We start from the raw sequence: 22251 nt of genomic DNA on the forward strand, positions 1-22251 counted from the left end.
CATTGAAATACCAAACAATGAATAATGACGAGATCGTCTGGTCGCTCTGCGCGCGTATCAAGGAAACGCGGATTTCCCTGTCTATGACGCAACAGCAGCTTGCCGATCGCGCGCAGGTAGGCATCGCGACGATCAAGCGTATTGAGAAAGGCGCTGGCCTGAACCTCGATACGCTGATTTCTCTCCTGCGCGCGCTTGATAAACTGCACAATCTGGATGCGATTTTGTTTGAATCAGAAATGCGCAACTTTAGCGAGAGCGAGAGTGCCGGGCGACTTCAGATTCGCCAGCAGGTTGCTGATTTAAACCGGAAATCGTCTGCGCCGCAAGCCGATGACAATAACGATATTGCGGCGCTGGAAAAAGCCGTGTACTGGTGATCAGCTCAGCAGATGCTGTGCATGGAAGCGCAGATGATCCTCAATAAACGAGGCGATAAAGTAATAACTGTGGTCGTAGCCCGGTTGAATACGTAACGTCATCGGCCAGTCCTTCTGGCGCGCGGCTTCGGCCAGTACCGCCGGTTGTAGCTGATCGGCGAGGAACTGATCGTTATCGCCTTGATCAATCAGCGTTGGAATGGCGTGTTCCGGCTGGCTGGCGAGCATCAGCGCGCAACTGTCCCACTCAACCCAGGCCGATCTCTCTTCCCCCAGATAGGCCGTAAACGCTTTTTCTCCCCACGGTACGCGGCACGGATTCACGATGGGCGCAAAGGCGGAAACGCTGGTGTATTTCCCCGGATTCTTCAGCGCCATGATCAATGCGCCGTGTCCGCCCATTGAATGTCCGCTGATCGCGCAACGTTCACCCACGTTAAACTGCGACTGGATCAGCGCCGGGAGTTCATCGCGCAGGTAGTCGTACATGCGGAAATGCGCGGCCCAGGGCTGCTGCGTCGCGTTGAGATAGAATCCCGCGCCTTTACCTAAATCATAACCTTCGTCATCGGCAACCTGTTCGCCGCGCGGACTGGTGTCCGGCATCACCAGCACAATGCCCAGTTCGGCGGCAATACGTTGCGCACCGGCTTTGGTGGTGAAGTTCTCATCATTACAGGTTAACCCTGACAGCCAGTACAGCACCGGAGGCGGCGTTGTACTGCGGGGCGGCGGGAGAAAGATGCTGAATGTCATGGCGCAATTCAGCGTGGTGGAGTCGTGTCGCCAGCGTTGCTGCCAGCCTTCAAAACAACGGTGCTCTTCGAGCATATCCATGCGTGGCTCCTTTTGTGTTGAACCTGAATGAGTCGTGCAATTTCTCCATAATACAGATTATTCATTGCGCTGTGAGTAACTTTCACTTCCGCATTTATCTAACATGCTTCATCATCTACACAACTTTACATTAACACCTGGCGTCATGGCCCGTCAGATTTAGCGCGCGGAACCGCCGTGGGGAATCCGGGACATGAAAGGCAGCGGCGATTTCAATAATTATCGTTGTGAATACTGGATTATGTGCGCCGCCTCACGCACAATAAACGGGCTGCCAACAGCCTAAAAACTTTGCCCCACGCAGGGCAGAGGCGCCACACCTGCAGGAGAAGAATAAATGTCATCACTCAGTAAAGAAGCGGCCCTGGTTCATGAAGCGCTGGTTGCGCGTGGTCTGGAAACGCCGCTGCGCCCGCCCGTGCATGAGATGGATAACGAAACGCGCAAACGTCTTATTTCGGGGCATATGACCGAGATTATGCAGTTGCTGAATCTCGACTTGAGCGATGACAGTCTGATGGAAACGCCGCATCGCATCGCTAAAATGTATGTCGATGAGATTTTCTCCGGCCTTGATTACGCCAATTTCCCGAAGATCACCGTGATTGAAAACAAGATGAAAGTGGATGAAATGGTGACGGTGCGCGATATCACGCTTACCAGCACCTGCGAACACCATTTCGTCACGATCGACGGGAAAGCGACGGTGGCCTATATCCCGAAAGATTCGGTGATTGGCCTGTCGAAGATTAACCGTATTGTGCAGTTCTTTGCGCAGCGCCCGCAGGTTCAGGAGCGTCTGACCCAACAGATTCTGACCGCGCTGCAAACGCTGCTTGGCACCAATAACGTCGCAGTCTCAATCGACGCTGTGCATTACTGCGTGAAAGCGCGCGGCATTCGCGATGCGACCAGCGCCACCACCACGACTTCCCTCGGCGGATTGTTTAAATCCAGCCAGAACACGCGCCAGGAGTTCCTGCGCGCCGTGCGTCACCACAACTGATCAGGGCAGGGAGTATGGAGCGTAATGTCACGCTGGATTTTATTCGTGGCGTCGCCATCCTCGGTATCCTGCTTCTTAATATCAGCGCCTTTGGCTTGCCAAAGGCGGCTTACCTTAATCCCGCCTGGTATGGCAAGATCACCGCGTCTGACGCATGGACGTGGGCGATCCTCGACCTGTTCGCGCAGGTAAAATTCCTTACGCTTTTTGCGCTGTTATTCGGCGCGGGTCTGCAAATGCTGCTGCCGCGCGGCAAACGCTGGATTCAGTCGCGTCTGACGCTGCTCGTCCTGTTGGGCTTTATCCACGGTTTGCTGTTCTGGGATGGCGACATTCTGCTGGCGTATGGCCTTGTCGGCCTGATTTGCTGGCGGCTGGTACGCGACGCGCCGTCGGTAAAAAGTTTATTTAATACCGGTATTTTGCTCTATCTGGCGGGGATCGGCGTGTTGCTGCTGTTAGGGTCCATCTCGGCGAGTGAAACCAGCCGCGCCTGGACGCCGGATGCCTCTGCCCTGTTGTATGAAAAATACTGGAAGATTAACGGCGGCATGGAGGCGGTCAGCAACCGGGTCGATCTGCTGTCGAACAGTCTGCTGGCGCTGGGGGCGCAGTATGGCTGGCAACTGGCGGGAATGATGCTGCTGGGCGCGGCGCTGATGCGCAGCGGCTGGCTGAAGGGCCAGTACAGTCTGCAACACTACCGGCGTACGGGCGTATTGCTTGTCGTCGTCGGCGTGCTGATTAACCTTCCGGCCATTATTGTACAGTGGCGGCTGGACTGGGCGTATCGCTGGTGCGCTTTTCTGCTACAGGCGCCGCGTGAATTGAGCGCGCCGTTTCAGACTATAGGCTACACCGCGTTGATGCTGGGATTCTGGCCGCAGCTCAGCCGTTTTAAACTGGTCATTGCTATTGCCTGCGTAGGGCGGATGGCGTTGAGCAACTATCTGTTGCAGACGCTGATCTGCACCACGCTGTTCTACCAGTTCGGTTTATTTATGAAATTTGACCGACTGACGCTGCTGATATTCGTCATTCCTGTCTGGCTGGCGAACCTGCTTTTCTCCTGGATTTGGCTGCGTTTCTATCGGCAAGGGCCGGTGGAATGGCTCTGGCGGCAATTAACCCTCCGTGCTTCCGGGACGTCATTATCGGGAACATCCAGATAACGATCTGGATCACATTCATTAACAAAACGCATGTAACCGTTTCCAGCCCTGTGACCTTACTCACGTAGTCCTGAACGAAGCGCTGACAAAATACCCACCTGCTAAACACAGGGTGTCTGTGAGCAACGGCAATCTCAAACAGGGTAGTGAATATGGTAACCATTCGTGATGTGGCACGTCAGGCTGGCGTTTCCGTAGCGACCGTTTCTCGCGTGCTGAATAACAGTGCGCTGGTCAGTCCCGATACGCGCGAAGCGGTAATGAAGGCGGTCACGCTGCTGGGTTACCGCCCTAATGCTAATGCGCAAGCGCTGGCGACGCAGATAAGCGACACCATCGGCGTGGTGGTGATGGACGTGTCAGATGCGTTTTTTGGCGCACTGGTCAAAGCGGTGGATGTGGTTGCCCAACAACACAACAAATATGTGCTGATCGGCAACAGTTATCATGAGGCTGAAAAAGAGCGTCATGCCATCGAGGTTCTGATTCGCCAGCGCTGTAACGCATTGATTGTTCACTCGAAAGCGTTAAGTGACCAGGAGCTGGGAGCGTTTATGGACCAGATCCCAGGCATGGTGCTGATCAATCGTATTGTGCCGGGTTATGCCCACCGTTGCGTGTGCCTGGACAATATCAGCGGCGCAAAAATGGCGACCCGCATGCTGCTCAATAATGGTCATCAACGGATTGGTTATCTGGCTTCCAGCCACCGCATTGAAGATGACACGATGCGTAAAGAAGGGTGGTTGAGCGCGTTGCAGGAGCAGGGGATTACGCCGCCAGAAAGCTGGATTGGCACGGGTTCCCCGGACATGCAGGGCGGTGAAGCGGCGATGGTGGAACTGCTGGGGCGAAACCTGCAACTGACCGCCGTATTCGCCTATAACGACAGCATGGCCGCTGGCGCGCTCACGGCGTTAAAAGACAATGGCATTGCCATCCCGTTACATCTTTCCATCATCGGTTTTGATGATATTCCTATTGCCCGTTACACCGACCCGCAGCTGACCACGGTGCGTTATCCCATTGCTTCTATGGCGAAAATGGCAACGGAACTGGCGTTGCAGGGCGCGGCCGGCACGCTGGATTCAACGGCGACGCACTGTTTTATGCCAACGCTGGTGCGTCGTCATTCGGTTGCGCTAAGACAGAATGCGGCCCCGATCACTAACCAGCAACGTCAGGGGATGTAACCGCTTTCAATATGTGAGTAAATTCACAGTATCTTAACAATACGATAGCTATGATGGCACCGTTTGAAGCACTGTAAATACTATGTAACGGTGAATAATCACTTTTAACGCATCGTCAGGGCATTAAACAGCAATTAAAGCATATTTTTGGAGCGTTACCGGGCACGGAAGAAAGATTTTTTAACAGTGAGCTTCGGCGTTCAGTAACACTTCATTAACGTTCTGCCCTGCCGAGCATTTTTCTCAAGTACTACCCTGCATAATAAAACCGGAGATACCATGAATAAGAAGGCGTTAACTCTGTCTGCTGTGATGGCAAGCATGTTATTTGGCGCGGCTGCGCACGCTGCTGATACTCGCATTGGTGTGACGATTTATAAATATGACGATAACTTTATGTCCGTCGTGCGTAAGGCTATCGAAAGAGACGCCCAGGCGGCGCCTGATGTGCAGTTGCTGATGAATGACTCGCAGAACGATCAGTCCAAGCAAAACGACCAGATCGACGTGCTGTTGGCAAAAGGGGTAAAAGCGCTGGCGATCAACCTGGTTGACCCGGCTGCGGCAGGTACGGTAATTGAGAAAGCGCGTGGTCAGAATGTCCCGATTGTGTTCTTCAACAAAGAACCTTCCCGCAAAGCGCTGGATAGCTATGACAAAGCCTATTACGTCGGCACTGACTCCAAAGAATCCGGTATCATCCAGGGCGATCTGATCGCTAAACACTGGCAGGCTAACCAGGGTTGGGATCTGAACAAAGATGGCCAAATCCAGTTCGTACTGCTGAAAGGCGAGCCGGGCCACCCGGATGCTGAAGCGCGTACCACCTATGTTATCAAAGAGCTGAACGACAAAGGCATCAAAACTGAGCAGCTGCAAATGGATACCGCGATGTGGGATACCGCAATGGCGAAAGACAAGATGGACGCATGGCTGTCCGGCCCGAACGCCAACAAAATTGAAGTGGTTATCGCGAATAACGACGCAATGGCGATGGGCGCGGTAGAAGCGCTGAAAGCGCACAATAAAACCAGCGTTCCGGTATTCGGCGTGGATGCGTTACCTGAAGCGCTGGCACTGGTGAAATCCGGCGCGCTGGCAGGTACCGTGCTGAACGATGCTAACAACCAGGCGAAAGCCACCTTTGATCTGGCGAAAAACCTGGCCGATGGTAAAGGCGCGGCTGACGGCACCGACTGGAAAATCGAGAACAAAATTGTTCGCGTTCCGTACGTAGGTGTTGATAAAGACAATCTGGCTGAGTTTACCAACAAGTAATTCGTATATCGTTTTCTTTGGGCGCAATAACATTGCGCCCTTTATTAACGCACTCTGCGAGGCCAACAAGGTATAATTATGGTCAGCACTACTACTCCGTCGTCAGGCGAATACTTGTTGGAAATGAGCGGCATCAACAAGTCTTTTCCCGGCGTAAAGGCACTTGACAATGTTAATTTAAAAGTCCGCCCGCACTCGATTCACGCCTTAATGGGGGAGAATGGCGCAGGAAAATCAACATTATTAAAATGCCTTTTTGGGATCTATCAAAAAGATTCCGGTAGCATTTTATTTCAGGGGAAAGAGATCGATTTTCATTCTGCCAAAGAAGCTCTGGAGAATGGTATTTCGATGGTTCACCAGGAGCTAAACCTGGTGTTACAGCGCTCCGTTATGGATAACATGTGGTTAGGGCGTTACCCAACCAAAGGTATGTTTGTCGATCAGGATAAAATGTACCGGGATACCAAAGCGATATTTGATGAACTGGATATTGATATCGATCCGCGTGCGCGTGTCGGGACATTATCCGTTTCACAAATGCAGATGATCGAAATTGCGAAGGCGTTTTCCTACAATGCCAAAATTGTGATCATGGATGAGCCGACCTCTTCATTAACGGAGAAAGAGGTTAACCATCTGTTCACTATTATTCGCAAACTGAAAGAGCGCGGCTGCGGTATTGTGTATATCTCGCATAAAATGGAAGAGATTTTCCAGCTGTGCGATGAAGTCACCGTCTTGCGCGACGGCCAGTGGATTGCGACGCAGCCGCTGGAAGGGCTGGATATGGACAAGATCATCGCCATGATGGTGGGCCGTTCCCTGAACCAGCGTTTCCCGGACAAGCAAAACAAGCCGGGAGAGGTCATTCTGGAAGTGCGTAACCTGACGTCTCTGCGCCAGCCGTCGATCCGCGATGTCTCTTTTGATCTGCATAAAGGGGAAATTCTCGGGATTGCGGGTCTGGTAGGGGCAAAGCGTACCGATATTGTTGAAACGCTTTTTGGTATCCGGGAAAAATCATCGGGTACGATTACGCTGCACGGCAAAAAGATTAATAACCACAACGCGAACGAAGCCATTAATCACGGTTTCGCGCTGGTAACGGAAGAACGTCGTTCAACCGGGATCTACGCGTATCTGGATATTGGTTTTAACTCTTTAATTTCCAACATCCGCAATTACAGAAATAAAGTCGGTTTACTGGATAATTCCCGCATGAAGAGCGATACCCAGTGGGTTATTGACTCAATGCGCGTGAAAACGCCAGGTCATCGCACGCAAATTGGCTCTCTTTCGGGGGGCAACCAGCAGAAGGTCATTATTGGCCGGTGGCTGTTAACGCAGCCAGAAATATTAATGCTGGATGAGCCAACGCGCGGTATTGATGTCGGCGCAAAATTTGAAATCTATCAACTGATTGCGGAACTGGCGAAAAAAGAGAAGGGGATTATTATCATTTCTTCCGAAATGCCGGAATTGTTAGGGATTACAGATCGTATTCTGGTAATGAGCAATGGCCTTGTTGCCGGGATTGTTGACACAAAAACAACAACGCAAAACGAAATTCTGCGTCTTGCGTCTTTGCACCTTTAAGATCAGGGGCTCCTCATGAGTGCGTTAAATAAGAAAAGTTTTCTTACTTATCTGAAAGAAGGCGGAATTTACGTTGTTCTTTTAGTCTTGCTGGCCATTATTATTTTCCAGGACCCTACATTTTTAAGTCTGCTGAACTTAAGTAACATTCTGACGCAGTCCTCCGTGCGTATTATCATCGCGCTGGGTGTGGCAGGGTTGATTGTCACCCAGGGGACTGACCTGTCTGCGGGACGTCAGGTTGGCCTGGCGGCCGTGGTCGCCGCAACGCTGTTGCAGTCCGTGGAAAACGCCAATAAGGTCTTCCCGGAAATGGCCACCATGCCGATTCCGCTGGTGATCCTGATTGTCTGCGCAATTGGGGCCGTCATTGGTCTGCTTAACGGCATTATCATTGCGTACCTTAATGTGACGCCGTTCATCACGACCCTGGGCACGATGATTATCGTTTATGGCATCAACTCCCTGTATTACGACTTCGTCGGGGCGTCGCCGATTTCGGGGTTTGATAGCGGGTTCTCGACGTTTGCGCAGGGCTTTATTGCGCTGGGCAGTTTCCGGCTCTCCTACATTACCTTCTATGCGCTGATTGCGGTGGCGTTCGTCTGGATCCTGTGGAATAAAACCCGTTTCGGTAAGAACATTTTCGCTATCGGCGGCAACCCGGAAGCGGCAAAAGTGTCCGGCGTTAACGTGGGGCTGAACCTGCTGATGATCTATGCGTTGTCCGGTGTGTTCTACGCATTCGGCGGTTTGCTGGAAGCGGGGCGTATCGGTTCTGCGACCAACAACCTCGGCTTTATGTATGAGCTGGATGCGATTGCCGCCTGCGTGGTCGGCGGCGTGTCGTTTAGCGGCGGCGTCGGGACGGTATTCGGCGTTGTGACCGGTGTGATTATCTTTACCGTCATCAACTACGGTCTGACCTATATCGGCGTGAACCCTTACTGGCAGTACATCATTAAAGGCGGCATCATTATCTTCGCGGTGGCGCTGGACTCGCTGAAATACGCCCGTAAGAAGTAATTACCGGCATGAAAAAGCCCGAAGCAGGCAACTGTTTCGGGCTTTTTTGTTTCTGCGCGTTATCTAAAGAACATAAAATAAATGCCTGCGGCGAGCGTACAAACCGACATGCACAGATATAACCCGATGTAGCTCCAGTAAAGGAGAGGGGTTTCTGCACGGTAGGCGTATACGGGTTCGCGGGCGTTCCTGACGATTTTATCCACGGCGCCAGAGCGCCAGCCTTTGTAGGCTTCCCGTAAGCTAAACAGCATCACCATCAGGACGGCGATGACCACAAAGATCGTTTTCCCTTCCACGCTTATTTTCCTTGTTTCTTTTGCAGTTCCAGCAATTGCTCAGGCGTTACTGCCGGGTAGCCCTGGGCGTCATCCGGCACCTGATGCATTGTTGGAATGGGAACTAACGGGCCTAAGAAGCGAGGTTCCCGTTTGAAAATATAGAGGTCCGCCAGCGCGCCGAATCGGGCGCCAAATTCACGTACGCGTACCGTTAACATATCTTTTGGCGACGGCACCGCATAGCACTGAGCCTGAATTCCCATATGCAGCGCAATAAACAGCGCGCGTTCACAGTGGAAACGCTGGGTAATGATGATGAAGTCGTTGGTATCAAACACTTTGCGCGTGCGCACAATGGAGTCCAGCGTGCGAAAACCGGCATAATCGAGCACGATGTCGGCAGGATCAACGCCCCCGGCGATCAGATCCTTACGCATCGTCATCGGTTCGTTATAGCTTTGCAGCGCGTTATCGCCGCTGAGCAGCAGATAATTGACCTTGCCGCTGTTGTAGGCGTTTAACGCGCCCTGAATGCGGTAGCGGTAATACTGATTAATGACGCCGGTGCGATAGTATTTTGCGGTGCCTAATACCACTCCCACCTGGCGGTAGGGGAGATCCTGTAATTCGTCGTAAATATAGGGCGCGGTTTTCCAGCTCATCCATCTGTCGAGACCAAGCACAGTCAACAGCAGCAAGCCGATCAGGACTAACAGGCTGTAAAACACGCGCTTTAACATGCAGAGAACTCGATAAAGGGATGAAATTTCAATCAGGCTACTGTACCCGCTGTCGAAGCGCAAGAAACAGCAGTCTGATTGGGGGGATTTTAGACATTCTTGCCATTTGCATGTTGCCCGATGGCGCTGTGCTTATCGGGCCTACGCACATTGCGTGTTCCAGGGCTTAACCCAGCAGTACGCGGTCGATATTATTGCAGCCTAATGCTTTCAGCGTGGCGGCGGTGGCGTCCCACTGGATTAACGGCGCGTCGGCTTTCTCCGCCAGAATTGCGCGCTGAATATCTGGATAGTCATACCCGTTCAGGTTCAGCAGATTCAGTGCGCCCTGCAAAGGCGGCAGCGTAGGGTTAAAGGCGGCGTTCTCGGCATAGCTGCCGGTGAAAATACGCCCGTCTTTGCATTCCAGCGCCACGCCGCTTGGGGAGTGGCTGTAAGGCATATGACATTTATTGGCGGCGGTAATCGCTGCCTGAGTCAGCGCGTCGCCCTCCAGCGCGAAACCGTGATTCTGCTCGTCCATCAGCAGCGTTTTGATCTCCAGGTCTTTCGGGCCGAAAGCGTCAGGCAGATAGTCGCGTAAGGTATGCGGTACGCGCCCCGGCAGGTGGATACGCAGATCCAGGCCGCTGTTCAGTTCGTTCATAAACTGACGGCAATGACCGCAAGGGGTGTAGTTAACCGTGATGGCGGCGAGCCCTTTTTCACCGCGCAGCCAGGCATGGCCGATCGCGCTTTGCTCGGCATGAACGGTTTGCTGCATCGTCGCGCCCAGGAACTCCATATTCCCACCGAAATACCAGGTTCCACTGATGCCGCGCGCGATAGCGCCAACGTTGAAGTGGGAAAGGTCGGTGCGTGCGCAGGCGGCAGCCAGCGGCAGGAGCGCGAAAGCCAGCGCGTCTTCGTCCAGCCCCGATTCACGCTTAAGCGTCGAGACCTGCTCCGCAGTCAGCATGGCGGGAAAATGCTCATCTGCCAGAATCGGCGCCAGCGCTGATTGCAGATTATCCGCAAGTTGGCCAAAAGCAGTTTGAAAACGTGGATGCATGGCGTTGCCTCATAACAATGTAATGGAATCGTAGTTTACGGAGCTGTTACGGCTTTATATGTGATCCAAATCTCATTGTGATTGCAACTTGTGAAACTTAAATTAAAAATGCGCGACACATCGCAAATTTTAACCCGCTACCGCCAGAATAATCGGGAAGAGAAACGGCGCCAGCAGCGAGGTGATGATCCCGCAGATCACCAGCGCCAGCGAACTGAACGCCCCTTCCTGGTAATCCAGCTCGGCGCAGCGCGCAGTGCCCAGGGCGTGCGAGGCGGTTCCCATTGCCAGACCGCGTGCGGCTTTGGTACGGATACGCATGAGGTTGAGCAAGGTATGACCAAATACGGCGCCCAGTATTCCGACGAAAATAACGCAGACGGCGCTAATGGCGGGAATGCCGCCGATGCTGCCGCCCACCGCCATTGCGATTGGGGTTGTGACCGATTTCGGTAATACCGATGCGGCGATTTCCGGCGTGGCGCCCATCAGTAAGGCGACAGTGGTTCCGGTCACCATGGCGACCACGCTGCCGACGAAGCAGATCGTGATGATGGATTTCCAGCGGGCGCGGATCTGGTGCAGTTGTTCATATAAAGGGTACGCCAGCGCCACGACGGCGGGTTGCAGCAGGTCGTTGAGCACCTCGCTGCCTTTGAAATAGTGATCGTAAGGAATGCCGGTCAGTATCAGAAACGGGATGATGACCACCATGGCAACCAGCAACGGGTTAAGCAACGGCATCTTAAAGCGCGCAGCCAGTTTGCGGGCGGCGAAAAAGACCGCCAGCGTCAGGGGTAACGACCACCAGATATACGACATCATTTTTTCGATCCTTTCTGCCCTAACACTTTTCGTTCACCGTGTACGATATGCGAACTCCAGCTCACGACCAGGAAAACAACCAGCGTACTGATCGCACAGGAGACCACCACCGGGCCAAACTGCGCGCGCAGCAAATCGAAGTACTGCATGACGCCGACGCCAATCGGCACAAACAGCAGCGCCATGTAACGGATCAGGACATAGCATCCCGGGTTTACCCACTTCGCTGGCAGAATTTGTAGCGCCAGTAAAACAAACAGAATCAACATGCCGATGATGCTGCCGGGAATCGTAATAGGAAGCAGCGATGCAATGAAAATACCCGCATACAAACAGGCATATATCAGTACAAATGCGCGTAAATACTGCCAGATGATATTCAGTGATTTACTCATGGTAAAAGCCCTTGATGAAACAGATTCATCATACAATTAAACTTTAAAACGTGCTACCGATCACATCATGAATTCTGAGCATAGTGGAAATAGACAACGGGAACATCGGGCAACGCCCCGTTGCCCGCGCTAAACCTGCGCCAGAAAATGCAGAAAACGACTCAACGCGAGAGAAGGGGTCTCGTTCTTGCGCCAGAACATGCCCACGCTTCCTTTCTGTTCTATTTTCGGCAGGTTTAAGATAGCTAACTGGCCCTGGCTGGCATAGCGTTGCGCCAGGCGTAGAGAAAGAATAGAGATCATATCGCTGCTTTGCAGCAAATTGGTGCTGACGTTCATCGAGGCGGATTCGATGGTGTTTTCCGGCAGCATCACGCCGTTGTCCACCAGGGCGTTATCAATGCTGATGCGAATTGGCGTACCGGTCGGCCAGACAATCCAGCGCCAGTGGGCGAGGTCGTTCCAGGAAAGCGTGGCGTGTGAGGCCAGAGGATGATGGGGGCGGGCGACAAAGCAGACCGGTTCGGTGTAGAGCACCTGATAATTTAACGGCAGCTGGAGCGCCCGACCGCCTACGCGGCCTACCACCACGTCCAGCGACCCGGCGAGCAGATCGTGTAAAAGCGGGGTCATGACTTTCTCTTCAATATTCAGGTGCAGCGTCGGCATCTCATTGAGCAGGCAGAGGATCGCCTGCGACACGCAATCTGTCGCGACCGGTGAACAGCCGATTTTCAGGCTTCCCACCAGCCCACCTTGCTTAAAGCGCGCGATCTCATACTGCGAACGTTCCATATCGTTGATGAGCCGCTGCGCATGCTGGAGCAACAGCTTGCCCCCTTCTGAAGGGCGTAACCCCTTGCTGTGGCGTTCAAAAAGCGTGATTCCGATCTCATCTTCAAGCTGTGACAGCCACTTCGACAGCGCGGGCTGGGTGATGTTCATCATTCGCGCAACGTGGGTCAGATTCCCTTGTTCCCCCAGCGCGACCAGCATTTGCAGGTGGTGCAGCTTCAATTTTTGCGCCCAATTCGCCATTTGATATAACCCCCAGGTTATGCCTCTGCCCGAAATGCCATTGTACATTTCATCGCCATGATTACAAACTTGCAACATACAAAAAACAAAAATGACATCTACCTTACCTGCACCGAGGCATTCACTATGACTCAACGACGTGATCTACAAGCACTGATTGACGCCGCCCCCGTCGGCAAAATGCAGTGGCGCGTTATCATCTGCTGCTTTCTGGTGGTAATGCTCGACGGTTTTGATACGGCCGCAATTGGCTTTATTGCGCCGGATATCCGTACGCACTGGCAATTGAGCGCCAGCGATCTGGCCCCGCTGTTCGGCGCGGGTCTGCTGGGGCTGACGGCAGGGGCGCTATTGTGCGGCCCGCTGTCAGACCGTTTTGGCCGTAAACGGGTGATTGAACTGTGCGTGGCGCTGTTTGGCGCCTTGAGCCTGCTTTCCGCCTTCTCGCCGGATTTGCAAACGCTGGTGGTACTGCGCTTTTTAACCGGGCTAGGGCTGGGCGGCGCGATGCCGAATACCATCACGATGACGTCGGAATACCTTCCCGCCCGCCGTCGCGGGGCGCTGGTGACGCTGATGTTCTGCGGGTTTACCCTCGGTTCGGCGATGGGCGGCATCGTCAGCGCGCAACTGGTGCCGCTGATTGGCTGGCACGGCATTCTGGTGCTCGGCGGTGTATTGCCCTTAATGCTGTTCTTCGCCTTGCTGTTTGTTCTGCCCGAGTCGCCACGCTGGCAGGTGCGTCGTCAGCGCCCGCAGGCGGCGATTGCCAGAACGGTTAGCGCCATCACCGGCGAACGCTACGACAATACGCATTTCTATCTTCATGAAGCCGCCGCCATTTCAAAAGGCAGTATCCGCCAGCTTTTTGTTGGGCGTCAGCTTCCCATTACCCTGATGTTATGGGTCGTGTTCTTCATGAGCCTGCTCATTATCTACCTGCTCTCCAGCTGGATGCCGACGCTCCTGAATCACCGGGGAATCGATTTGCAGCATGCCTCCTGGGTCACTGCCGCATTCCAGGTCGGCGGTACGCTCGGCGCGCTGTTACTCGGCGTACTGATGGACAAACACAATCCGTTCCGGGTGCTGGCCGTGAGCTACGCGCTGGGCGCGGTCTGCATCGTGATGATTGGCCTGAGTGAAAACGGACTGTGGCTGATGGCGCTGGCGATTTTTGGTACGGGCATTGGCATCAGCGGATCGCAGGTGGGGTTGAATGCCTTAACTGCGACGCTGTACCCGACTCAAAGCCGTGCAACCGGCGTGAGCTGGTCCAATGCCGTCGGGCGCTGCGGCGCCATTGTCGGTTCGCTCTCCGGCGGCATGATGATGGCGATGAATTTCTCTTTCGATACGCTGTTTTTCGTCATCGCGATCCCGGCAGCCATTAGCGCGGCGATGCTCGCCATGTTGACGGCGGTTGTCCGCCACTCTGCCTCTGAACCTGACGTGCTGCCCCGGGCAGGCGTCGTGAACGAATAAGGAGAACCTCCATGTCTGAAGTGAATCAGGATGTTAAACACAACCGTCAGCAGTTTTATCAGCACATTTCCGGGCAAAACCTGACGCCGCTCTGGGAGTCGCTGCACCACCTGGTGCCGCAAACGCCGAACGCCAATTGTGCGCCTGCGTACTGGAACTATCAGGAGATCCGCCCGCTGTTGCTGGAAAGCGGCAACCTGATTGGCGCGAAAGAGGCTGTCCGCCGGGTACTGGTGCTGGAAAACCCGGCGCTGCGCGGACAGTCGTCAATTACCGCGACGCTGTACGCAGGGCTGCAATTGATTTTACCGGGCGAGGTGGCGCCGAGTCATCGCCACAACCAGTCAGCGCTGCGTTTTATTGTGGAAGGGCAAGGCGCGTTCACCGCCGTTGACGGCGAGCGGACGCAGATGCACCCGGGCGACTTTATTCTGACGCCGCAGTGGCGCTGGCACGATCACGGCAACCCTGGCGACGAGCCGGTGGTATGGCTGGACGGTCTGGATCTGCCGCTGGTGAATACGCTGGGCTGCGGGTTTGCGGAAGATTACCCGGAAGAACAGCAGCCGGTGACGCGCAAAGAAGGCGATTACCTGCCGCGCTACGCCGCCAACATGCTGCCGCTACGCCACCAGGTCGGCAATTCCTCGCCGATTTTCAACTACCGCTACGACCGTAGCCGTGAAGCGCTGCATGACCTGACCCGGATGGGGGAACCTGACGAGTGGGATGGCTACAAGATGCGCTACGTCAACCCGGTCACCGGGGGCTATCCGATGCCTTCGATGGGCGCGTTTTTGCAACTGTTGCCGAAAGGGTTTGCGTCGCGCGTGGCGCGCACGACCGACAGCACCATTTATCACGTTGTGGAAGGTTCCGGGCAGGTCACCATTGGCAATGAGACGTTCCACTTCACGGCGAAAGATATCTTTGTAGTGCCGACATGGCACGGGGTGTCGTTCCAGACCACGGAAGATACCGTTTTATTCAGTTTTTCGGACAAACCGGTTCAGGAAGCCCTCGGCTTGTTCCGCGAAGCGCGTGATTAAATTGGGAGAGAAAAGATGAGCAAATATGTATTCGAACCTCAGGCGCCAGTCGCGGTGCCGGTTGTTGGCAGCGATGAGCAATTCCCGGTTCGCCGCGTCTACTGCGTTGGCCGTAACTACGCCGCCCATGCCCGTGAGATGGGGTTCGATCCCGATCGTGAGCCGCCGTTCTTCTTCTGCAAACCGGCCGATGCGGTCGTACCGGTTGCGGCTGGCGAAACGCTGGCGCTGGCCTATCCGTCGCAGACCGATAACTATCACTATGAAATTGAACTGGTGGTGGCGATAGGCAAACAGGGCAGTGATATTCCGCTTGAGCAGGCGCATGAGTATGTCTGGGGCTATGCCACCGGGCTGGATATGACCCGCCGCGACCGCCAGATGGAAATGCGCCAGATGGGGCGCCCGTGGGAAATCGGCAAAGCGTTTGATTCGTCCGCGCCGATTGCGCCGCTGCATAAAGCGACCGATGTGGCAGACGTCAACAACGCGCCGATTTGGTTACAGGTAAACGGGGAAGATCATCAGCGCAGCGATATTCGCCATCTGATCTGGTCCGTCAATGAAACCATCAGCTACCTGTCCGGCTTTTTTGAACTGCAACCGGGCGACCTGATTTTCACCGGTACGCCGGAAGGGGTTGGGGCAGTGGTGAAAGGGGATGTGATTACCGGCAATGTGGAAGGGTTAACGCCGATCGCCGTGAAGATTGTCTGAGGTGAATGATGAAGCTGTACAGTTTTTTTAATAGCTCGGCGTCTTATCGCGTGCGCATCGCGCTGGCATTAAAAGGCATCGATTATGAGACGGTGGGCGTCAACATTCGTATCGGCCAGCAGAATGCGCTGAGCTACCGACGGATGAACCCGATCGGGCTGGTGCCGACGCTGGTGACTGATGACGGTGAATCTCTCGGGCAATCGCTGGCAATCATCGACTGGCTGGATCGCCACTTCCCGCAGACGCCGTTGCTGCCGCAGGTCGATCCGGCGCGCAGCCAGGCGCTGGAAATTGTCTATGCCATTGCCTGTGATATTCACCCGGTGAACAACCTGCGCGTATTGCGCTACCTGACTGACGAGCTGAAGATCGGCGAAGAAGACAAGAAACGCTGGTACGCCCACTGGGTGCAACAAGGGCTTAGCGCGGTGGAACAGCTGTTGCGCCAGGGGCAGTCCGGGCAGTTTTGCGTGGGGGATACGCCCACGCTGGCGGATTGCTGCCTGATTCCACAATGGGCCAATGCGCTGCGAATGGGATGCGACCTGAGCGGTTATCCGCGCTGCAAGGCGGTTTATGACGCCTGCACCCGGCTTCCGGCCTTTATCGCCGCCGCCCCCGAAAATCAACAAGACAAAATTTCAGCCTGATAAGGAGAACGACAATGGCTAAAGTGACAAGCGCAATTATCGTGGGTGGCGGTATTGGCGGCGCAGCGACCGCGCTGTCGCTGGCGCGCCAGGGCATTAAAGTGATGCTGCTGGAAAAGGCTCATGAAATTGGTGAGATTGGGGCGGGGATTCAGCTCGGGCCGAATGCGTTTTCCGCGCTGGACAGCCTCGGCGTTGGCGAAGTGGCTCGCCAGCGCGCGGTCTTTACCGATCATATTACGATGATGGACGCCGTGAATGCCGAAGAGGTCGTGCGCATTGAAACCGGCCAGGCCTTTCGCGACCATTTTGGCGGCCCGTATGCCGTGATTCACCGGGTGGATATTCATGCCACCGTCTGGGAAGCGGCGCTGACCCATCCGGGCGTGGAGTACCGGACCTCGACGAATATTGTCGATATCCGCCAGACGCCGGACGATGTAACGGTGTTTGACGAGCAAGGGAATAGCTGGACGGCAGATATTCTGCTGGGCTGCGATGGCGTGAAATCGGTCGTGCGCCAGAGTCTGCTTGGCGATACGCCGCGCGTGACCGGGCATGTGGTGTACCGGGCCGTGGTGGAGTGCGACGACATGCCGGAAGATTTGCGCATCAACGCGCCGGTACTGTGGGCCGGGCCGCATTGCCATCTGGTGCATTATCCGTTGCGCGGCGGGAAACAGTACAATCTGGTGGTGACGTTCCATAGCCGTCAGCAGGAGGAGTGGGGCGTGAAAGACGGAAGCAAAGAAGAGGTGCTCTCTTATTTTGCCGGGATTCACCCGCGTCCGCGTCAAATGCTCGACAAACCCACCTCCTGGCGCCGCTGGGCGACCGCTGACCGGGAACCGGTAGAGAAATGGGGGATCGACCGCATCACGCTGGTGGGCGACGCCGCGCACCCGGTTGCGCAATATATGGCGCAGGGCGCCTGCATGGCGCTGGAAGATGCCGTTACGCTGGGTAAAGCGCTGGAGCGTTGTCATGGCGATGCGCAGCAGGCCTTTGCGTTGTATGAGTCGGTGCGTATTCCCCGCACGGCGCGAATTGTCTGGTCAACCCGCGAGATGGGGCGCGTCTACCATGCCGCAGGCGTGGAGCGACAGGTGCGTAATCTGCTGTGGAAAGGCAAATCCCAGCAGGAGTTTTATCGCGGCATTGAGTGGCTGTATGGCTGGAAGGAAGATAACTGCCTTGAGCCGCGCTGAGAGACTTTAAACCGCACCACAGAGGCGCTACCATAGCGCCTCTTTTTTTGCAGGTAACGAAATGCTATGCGTGTTTTACTGGCGCCGATGGAAGGCGTGCTCGACTCTCTGGTGCGCGAGCTACTGACCGAGGTTAATGATTACGATCTGTGCATCACGGAGTTTTTACGCGTGGTGGATCAGCTTCTGCCGGTAAAAGTGTTTCATCGCATCTGCCCGGAACTGCACAATGCCAGCCGCACGGCGTCCGGCACCGTCGTGCGTATTCAACTGCTGGGGCAATACCCGCAGTGGCTGGCGGAAAACGCCGCCCGCGCGGTGGAGCTGGGCTCATACGGCGTGGATTTAAACTGCGGCTGTCCATCGAAAATGGTGAACGGCAGCGGAGGCGGGGCGATGTTGCTCAAAGATCCTGAGCTTATCTATCAGGGGGCAAAAGCGATGCGCGAAGCCGTGCCTGCGCATTTACCGGTCACGGTGAAGGTGCGTCTGGGCTGGGACAGCGGCGAAAGAAAATTTGAAATTGCCGATGCCGTCCAGCAGGCAGGGGCGACAGAGCTTGTCGTGCATGGGCGCACCAAAGAGCAGGGTTATAAAGCCGAACATATTGACTGGCAGGCGATTGGCGAGATCCGCCAGCGACTCACTATTCCGGTTATCGCAAATGGTGAAATCTGGGACTGGCAGAGCGCGCAAGAGTGTATGGCGGTCAGCGGCTGCGACGCGGTGATGATGGGACGTGGAGCGTTAAACATCCCGAATCTCAGCCGCGTGGTGAAATATAACGAACCGCGTATGCCCTGGCCGGAAGTGGTTTTACTGCTACAAAAATACACCCGGCTGGAAAAGCAGGGGGATACCGGGCTGTATCATGTCGCGCGTATTAAGCAGTGGCTGGGGTATTTGCGTAAGGAATATACGGAAGCCACCGCGCTATTTCAGGAAATCCGAGCGCTTAATAATTCCCCCGATATTGCTCGCGCCATTCAGTCCATTGATATTTAAATCGCCTTATCTGGCCGCGTGCCTGATGGCGCTTCGCTTATCAGGCCTACAGACTGTGTAGGCCGGATAAGACGGTACGTCGCCATCCGGCAGCGGTCAGCGGTCAGCGGTTCGACAGGGAACTACGCAAAGGGTAAATATCATTTCATGAAATACTTTAATTATAATTATTTGTTTCGATTATAATTTTCTAATTATATTTTTCCTTTTCCAAAGATGTATTGCCACGCGTAACTAAAAAACAGGACGCAACACCACGTAATCTCTGCGCACCTTTTCTTACCAGAACGTCTCCATGAACCGCGATTCTCTCCTGGCCACAACGGTGTGCCTGTCTCTTTTTACGCTGCTGGCGGGTTGCGCGCCGATGCACGATACCCGCCAGTCGCTGACGCGACAAACGCCTGCTTCACAGGTTGATTCACCATTACCGACGGCAATAAAAAACGGTTGGCCGGACAGCCAGTGGTGGAAGGCGTACCACGATCCCCAGCTTGATGCCTTAATTGACAACGCATTACAGCATTCTCCTGATATGCAGGTGGCTGAACAGCGTATACAACTCGCCGAGGCGCAGGCGAAGGCGGTTGAAGCGCAGGATGGCCCCGGGCTGGATTTCTCTGCGGATGTTGAGCGCCAGAAAATGTCTGCGGAAGGGTTGATGGGGCCGTTTGCCATCACCGATCCGGCGGCGGGAACCACCGGGCCGTGGTACACCAACGGGACGTTCGGCTTAACCGCCGGTTGGGATCTGGATCTCTGGGGCAAGAATCGGGCTGAAGTCAGCGCGAGAATCGGCGTAGTGAAAGCGCGTGAAGCGGAACAGGCGCAAACCCGGCAACTGCTGGCAAGCGGCGTCGCGCGTTTATACTGGGAATGGCAGACGCAGGCGGCGCTTAAAGCGGTGCTGACGCAAATCGAACATGAACAGCAAAACGTCATTACGGTTGATCGCCAGCTGTATCAAAACGGTATTACCTCCTCGGTCGAAGGGGTGGAAACCGATATTGATGCCAGTAAAACGCAGCAGCAGCTAAATGATGTGGCCGGTAAAATGAAGATTATTGAGGCGCGTCTGAGTGCGCTGACCAATGCGCAATCGGCCTCGCTGACCCTGCATACGGTTGCTCTGCCAGTGACTGAAAGCCAGTTGCCCGCTCAGTTGAGCTATGAACTTCTGGCTCGCCGACCCGATTTACAGGCGGCGCACTGGTACATTGAGTCCTCTTTAGGCAGCGTTGGCGCCGCAAAAGCAGCGTTTTATCCCGATATCAACCTGATGGCGTTTCTGCAACAGGACGCCCTGCACCTGAGCGATCTGTTTCGCCATTCCGCACAGCAGATGGGCGTCACCGCCGGGCTGACGCTGCCGATCTTTGACAGCGGCAGGCTGAACGCCAGTCTTGATATCGCGAAAGCGCAAAGTAATCTCTCTGTCGCGAATTACAACAAAGCGGTGGTGGATGCGGTGAATGATGTGGCGCACGCCGCCAGTCAGGTTGAAACGATGGCTGAAAAAAATCAGCACCAACGGCAGATTGAGCATGACGCGCAGCGGGTGGTTGGTCTGGCACAGGCGCGGTTTAATGCCGGAATTATTGCGGGCTCCCGCGTCAGCCAGGCGAAGATCCCGGCGCTGCGGGAACATTGCAACGGCCTGATTTTGCAAGGGCAATGGCTGGATGCGTCCATCCAGCTCACCAGCGCACTGGGCGGCGGTTATCATCTTTGAGCGTCGTGCCGGATGGCGCTTTAATGCCGGCCAAATAAGCCTGAAGCGCTAAGGCGCATCAGGCTTATTGCGCCGTTTTAACCACCAGCGAGCGCCAAAAACCAGCCCAACCACCAGCGCCAGCCAAATCACATGCTTTATATGCTGGTCGAAACTGTGCAGCCACGGCGCGATCACCTCGCCGCCAATATAGCCCAGGGTGGTAAACAGCAAAGCCCAGATCATCGCCCCCAGAATATTCAGCGGCAGAAAGATTTTAGGCGGCAGGTGGCTGGCGCCAATCAATAGCGGCCCAATAATGCGAAAGCCGTACATAAATCGGGAACCGATCACAAACAGGTACGGGCGACGCTGGATCATTTTCTGCGCCAGATGAATTTTGGCGCGGTGTCGGGAAAAGCGCCGCAAAATTTTGCCGCCATAGCGACGACCCAACAAATAGAGCACCTGATCGCCAATCATGCCGCCGAGTGCGACAGAGAGCACCACCAGAGGGAATTTAAGCAATCCCTGATGGGCTGCCACGCCGCCTAACAGGGTGATGGTCTCGCCTTCCGCCATACTGCCAATAATCAGCGCGGCGTAACCGTAATGCGTGATAAGACTGTTGATATCCATACGTGAAAACGACCTCCCGCCTTTAGCATACACCCTATCAATGTTTATGGCCGGAAAAGGCGCGACGTTAGCGCATCGGTTTTTATGCGCTGTACATAAAATAATCGAAAGCTGAATTATACTTGAAGTGTTGAGATCCAGAGCTGACAAGCAGGGGGGCGGTATGAACCATGTCTGGGGGCTATTTTCCCATCCCGATCGTGAAATGCGCGTGATCAAAAGCGAAAACGAAACGGTGTCGCATCACTATACCCACCATGTGCTGCTGATGGCGGCGATCCCGGTGATTTGCGCCTTTATCGGCACCACGCAAATTGGCTGGAATTTTGGTGATGGCAATGTGCTGCGCTTGTCTCTGTTTACGGGGCTGGCGTTCGCGGTTCTGTTTTACGGCATGATGCTGGCCGGGGTTGCCGTGATGGGGCGGGTCATCTGGTGGATGGCGCGCAACTACCCGCAACGGCCTTCCCTGGGACACTGTATGGTCTTTGCCGGGTATGTCGCAACGCCGCTGTTTTTAAGTGGTCTGGTGGCGCTTTATCCGCTGGTGTGGCTCTGTGCGTTAGTCGGTACTGTCGCACTGTTTTATACCGGTTATCTGCTGTATCTCGGCATCCCGACATTCCTGAACATCAGTAAAGAGGAAGGTCTGAGCTTTTCCAGTTCGACGCTGGCTATCGGCGTGCTGGTACTGGAAGTGCTGCTGGCGATGACGGTGATCCTGTGGGGATATGGATACCGGTTATTCTGAAATATGAAAAGAATTCGGGTCGCAGGAGGGCGATAAATGGACAACCGCAGCGCGCCTGCGGCCCGAAACAGGGAAGAGACGGGTGTAAAAGCCAGCATGCAGCATTTCGTGACGATTCTCTTATGGCGACAACGCTGTCGGGTCGCTATGATGCCGGAGCTAGCTTGAGTAAAATCCTGGCTCAGGCGGTGTACGTTCTACGTGCGTGAATC

The 22251-nt window shown here is 54.7% G+C and carries 23 protein-coding genes; 15 read left to right on the top strand and 8 right to left on the bottom strand.

Features of this window, described 5'->3' with window-relative positions; genetic code table 11:
• The first annotated feature begins 2 nt into the window (after positions 1 to 2).
• Entirely contained in the window at positions 3 to 380 is a 378-nt protein-coding gene (locus OGW17_RS05270; protein WP_024130176.1) for a helix-turn-helix transcriptional regulator, read from the top strand.
• On the opposite strand, the gene fghA is transcribed toward OGW17_RS05270, so the two are convergent.
• Positions 381 to 1217 (bottom strand): S-formylglutathione hydrolase, encoded by an 837-nt coding sequence (fghA, locus tag OGW17_RS05275; protein ID WP_047462493.1) that lies wholly within the window; start codon positions 1215 to 1217, stop codon positions 381 to 383.
• Between the two features lie 337 nt (positions 1218 to 1554).
• Here fghA and folE point away from each other — a divergent pair, with 337 nt between their 5' ends.
• The 6 genes from folE (at position 1555) to mglC (ending at position 8491) form a co-directional block, all read left to right on the top strand.
• Positions 1555 to 2223, top strand: coding sequence for a GTP cyclohydrolase I FolE (gene folE, locus OGW17_RS05280; protein WP_012131616.1), 669 nt, complete (start codon positions 1555 to 1557; stop codon positions 2221 to 2223).
• Between the two features lie 14 nt (positions 2224 to 2237).
• Positions 2238 to 3395, top strand: coding sequence for a DUF418 domain-containing protein YeiB (yeiB, locus tag OGW17_RS05285; RefSeq protein WP_047462500.1), 1158 nt, complete (start codon positions 2238 to 2240; stop codon positions 3393 to 3395).
• Between the two features lie 152 nt (positions 3396 to 3547).
• Positions 3548 to 4588, top strand: a complete 1041-nt coding sequence (gene galS, locus OGW17_RS05290; protein ID WP_012131618.1) for an HTH-type transcriptional regulator GalS — start codon at positions 3548 to 3550, stop codon at positions 4586 to 4588.
• A gap of 279 nt (positions 4589 to 4867) precedes the next feature.
• Positions 4868 to 5866, top strand: a complete 999-nt coding sequence (mglB, locus tag OGW17_RS05295; RefSeq protein WP_012131619.1) for a galactose/glucose ABC transporter substrate-binding protein MglB — start codon at positions 4868 to 4870, stop codon at positions 5864 to 5866.
• A 78-nt stretch (positions 5867 to 5944) separates the two neighbouring features.
• Complete coding sequence (gene mglA / locus OGW17_RS05300) at positions 5945 to 7465, top strand: galactose/methyl galactoside ABC transporter ATP-binding protein MglA (RefSeq protein ID WP_047462502.1); 1521 nt, start codon at positions 5945 to 5947, stop codon at positions 7463 to 7465.
• 15 nt (positions 7466 to 7480) lie between these two features.
• The gene (gene mglC / locus OGW17_RS05305; protein ID WP_012131621.1) at positions 7481 to 8491 is read left to right on the top strand and encodes a galactose/methyl galactoside ABC transporter permease MglC; all 1011 of its coding nucleotides are present in this window, start codon (positions 7481 to 7483) and stop codon (positions 8489 to 8491) included.
• 59 nt (positions 8492 to 8550) lie between these two features.
• On the opposite strand, the gene OGW17_RS05310 is transcribed toward mglC, so the two are convergent.
• The 6 genes from OGW17_RS05310 to OGW17_RS05335 form a co-directional block, all read right to left on the bottom strand.
• The gene (locus OGW17_RS05310; RefSeq protein ID WP_071258985.1) at positions 8551 to 8790 is read right to left on the bottom strand and encodes a DUF2542 family protein; all 240 of its coding nucleotides are present in this window, start codon (positions 8788 to 8790) and stop codon (positions 8551 to 8553) included.
• A gap of 2 nt (positions 8791 to 8792) precedes the next feature.
• Positions 8793 to 9512, bottom strand: coding sequence for an outer membrane permeability protein SanA (gene sanA / locus OGW17_RS05315; RefSeq protein ID WP_012131623.1), 720 nt, complete (start codon positions 9510 to 9512; stop codon positions 8793 to 8795).
• A gap of 166 nt (positions 9513 to 9678) precedes the next feature.
• The gene (cdd, locus tag OGW17_RS05320) at positions 9679 to 10563 is read right to left on the bottom strand and encodes a cytidine deaminase (protein ID WP_071258982.1); all 885 of its coding nucleotides are present in this window, start codon (positions 10561 to 10563) and stop codon (positions 9679 to 9681) included.
• 129 nt (positions 10564 to 10692) lie between these two features.
• The gene (locus tag OGW17_RS05325) at positions 10693 to 11388 is read right to left on the bottom strand and encodes a CidB/LrgB family autolysis modulator (protein WP_071258980.1); all 696 of its coding nucleotides are present in this window, start codon (positions 11386 to 11388) and stop codon (positions 10693 to 10695) included.
• The gene (locus OGW17_RS05330) at positions 11385 to 11783 is read right to left on the bottom strand and encodes a CidA/LrgA family protein (RefSeq protein WP_012131626.1); all 399 of its coding nucleotides are present in this window, start codon (positions 11781 to 11783) and stop codon (positions 11385 to 11387) included. The genes OGW17_RS05325 and OGW17_RS05330 overlap by 4 nt, the downstream gene beginning before the upstream one ends.
• A gap of 129 nt (positions 11784 to 11912) precedes the next feature.
• A complete protein-coding gene (locus OGW17_RS05335; RefSeq protein ID WP_024130178.1) occupies positions 11913 to 12821 on the bottom strand; it encodes a LysR substrate-binding domain-containing protein in 909 nt (302 codons plus the stop codon).
• Positions 12822 to 12947: 126 nt separating this feature from the next.
• On the opposite strand from OGW17_RS05335, the gene mhbT reads away from it, so the two are divergent.
• The 7 genes from mhbT to mdtQ all read left to right on the top strand — a co-directional run bounded on the left by mhbT (position 12948) and on the right by mdtQ (position 20670).
• A complete protein-coding gene (mhbT, locus tag OGW17_RS05340) occupies positions 12948 to 14306 on the top strand; it encodes a 3-hydroxybenzoate transporter MhbT (RefSeq protein WP_047462511.1) in 1359 nt (452 codons plus the stop codon).
• 11 nt (positions 14307 to 14317) lie between these two features.
• On the top strand, positions 14318 to 15355 hold the full coding sequence (gene gtdA / locus OGW17_RS05345) for a gentisate 1,2-dioxygenase (protein WP_071258977.1): 1038 nt from the start codon (positions 14318 to 14320) through the stop codon (positions 15353 to 15355).
• 15 nt (positions 15356 to 15370) lie between these two features.
• Complete coding sequence (locus OGW17_RS05350; protein WP_071258975.1) at positions 15371 to 16072, top strand: fumarylacetoacetate hydrolase family protein; 702 nt, start codon at positions 15371 to 15373, stop codon at positions 16070 to 16072.
• An 8-nt stretch (positions 16073 to 16080) separates the two neighbouring features.
• Positions 16081 to 16725, top strand: a complete 645-nt coding sequence (gene maiA, locus OGW17_RS05355) for a maleylacetoacetate isomerase (protein WP_071258973.1) — start codon at positions 16081 to 16083, stop codon at positions 16723 to 16725.
• Between the two features lie 14 nt (positions 16726 to 16739).
• Complete coding sequence (locus OGW17_RS05360) at positions 16740 to 17933, top strand: 3-hydroxybenzoate 6-monooxygenase (protein ID WP_071258970.1); 1194 nt, start codon at positions 16740 to 16742, stop codon at positions 17931 to 17933.
• Positions 17934 to 17999: 66 nt separating this feature from the next.
• Entirely contained in the window at positions 18000 to 18938 is a 939-nt protein-coding gene (gene dusC / locus OGW17_RS05365; protein WP_071258967.1) for a tRNA dihydrouridine(16) synthase DusC, read from the top strand.
• Between the two features lie 295 nt (positions 18939 to 19233).
• Positions 19234 to 20670, top strand: a complete 1437-nt coding sequence (gene mdtQ, locus OGW17_RS05370; protein WP_071258964.1) for a multidrug resistance outer membrane protein MdtQ — start codon at positions 19234 to 19236, stop codon at positions 20668 to 20670.
• 48 nt (positions 20671 to 20718) lie between these two features.
• Here mdtQ and OGW17_RS05375 read toward each other — a convergent pair whose 3' ends face one another.
• Positions 20719 to 21288: a DedA family protein gene (locus OGW17_RS05375; protein WP_049011492.1), complete on the bottom strand. Its 570-nt coding sequence runs from the start codon at positions 21286 to 21288 to the stop codon at positions 20719 to 20721.
• A gap of 163 nt (positions 21289 to 21451) precedes the next feature.
• Here OGW17_RS05375 and OGW17_RS05380 point away from each other — a divergent pair, with 163 nt between their 5' ends.
• Positions 21452 to 22039 (top strand): Yip1 family protein, encoded by a 588-nt coding sequence (locus OGW17_RS05380; RefSeq protein ID WP_012131637.1) that lies wholly within the window; start codon positions 21452 to 21454, stop codon positions 22037 to 22039.
• The last annotated feature ends 212 nt before the right edge of the window (positions 22040 to 22251 follow it).

It is taken from the genome of Citrobacter sp. CK181, from assembly GCF_030333595.1.
GTDB classification, from domain to species: Bacteria; Pseudomonadota; Gammaproteobacteria; order Enterobacterales; family Enterobacteriaceae; genus Citrobacter_B; species Citrobacter_B koseri.

Excerpts from the sequence above, each read along its gene's own strand:
- fghA (WP_047462493.1), bottom strand. The coding sequence starts at position 1,217 with ATGGATATGCTCGAAGAGCACCGTTGTTTTGAAGGCTGGCAGCAACGC.
- folE (WP_012131616.1), top strand. The coding sequence starts at position 1,555 with ATGTCATCACTCAGTAAAGAAGCGGCCCTGGTTCATGAAGCGCTGGTT.
- yeiB (WP_047462500.1), top strand. The coding sequence starts at position 2,238 with ATGGAGCGTAATGTCACGCTGGATTTTATTCGTGGCGTCGCCATCCTC.
- galS (WP_012131618.1), top strand. The coding sequence starts at position 3,548 with ATGGTAACCATTCGTGATGTGGCACGTCAGGCTGGCGTTTCCGTAGCG.
- mglB (WP_012131619.1), top strand. The coding sequence starts at position 4,868 with ATGAATAAGAAGGCGTTAACTCTGTCTGCTGTGATGGCAAGCATGTTA.
- mglA (WP_047462502.1), top strand. The coding sequence starts at position 5,945 with ATGGTCAGCACTACTACTCCGTCGTCAGGCGAATACTTGTTGGAAATG.
- mglC (WP_012131621.1), top strand. The coding sequence starts at position 7,481 with ATGAGTGCGTTAAATAAGAAAAGTTTTCTTACTTATCTGAAAGAAGGC.
- sanA (WP_012131623.1), bottom strand. The coding sequence starts at position 9,512 with ATGTTAAAGCGCGTGTTTTACAGCCTGTTAGTCCTGATCGGCTTGCTG.
- cdd (WP_071258982.1), bottom strand. The coding sequence starts at position 10,563 with ATGCATCCACGTTTTCAAACTGCTTTTGGCCAACTTGCGGATAATCTG.
- OGW17_RS05325 (WP_071258980.1), bottom strand. The coding sequence starts at position 11,388 with ATGATGTCGTATATCTGGTGGTCGTTACCCCTGACGCTGGCGGTCTTT.
- OGW17_RS05330 (WP_012131626.1), bottom strand. The coding sequence starts at position 11,783 with ATGAGTAAATCACTGAATATCATCTGGCAGTATTTACGCGCATTTGTA.
- OGW17_RS05335 (WP_024130178.1), bottom strand. The coding sequence starts at position 12,821 with ATGGCGAATTGGGCGCAAAAATTGAAGCTGCACCACCTGCAAATGCTG.
- mhbT (WP_047462511.1), top strand. The coding sequence starts at position 12,948 with ATGACTCAACGACGTGATCTACAAGCACTGATTGACGCCGCCCCCGTC.
- gtdA (WP_071258977.1), top strand. The coding sequence starts at position 14,318 with ATGTCTGAAGTGAATCAGGATGTTAAACACAACCGTCAGCAGTTTTAT.
- OGW17_RS05350 (WP_071258975.1), top strand. The coding sequence starts at position 15,371 with ATGAGCAAATATGTATTCGAACCTCAGGCGCCAGTCGCGGTGCCGGTT.
- maiA (WP_071258973.1), top strand. The coding sequence starts at position 16,081 with ATGAAGCTGTACAGTTTTTTTAATAGCTCGGCGTCTTATCGCGTGCGC.
- OGW17_RS05360 (WP_071258970.1), top strand. The coding sequence starts at position 16,740 with ATGGCTAAAGTGACAAGCGCAATTATCGTGGGTGGCGGTATTGGCGGC.
- dusC (WP_071258967.1), top strand. The coding sequence starts at position 18,000 with ATGCGTGTTTTACTGGCGCCGATGGAAGGCGTGCTCGACTCTCTGGTG.
- mdtQ (WP_071258964.1), top strand. The coding sequence starts at position 19,234 with ATGAACCGCGATTCTCTCCTGGCCACAACGGTGTGCCTGTCTCTTTTT.
- OGW17_RS05375 (WP_049011492.1), bottom strand. The coding sequence starts at position 21,288 with ATGGATATCAACAGTCTTATCACGCATTACGGTTACGCCGCGCTGATT.
- OGW17_RS05380 (WP_012131637.1), top strand. The coding sequence starts at position 21,452 with ATGAACCATGTCTGGGGGCTATTTTCCCATCCCGATCGTGAAATGCGC.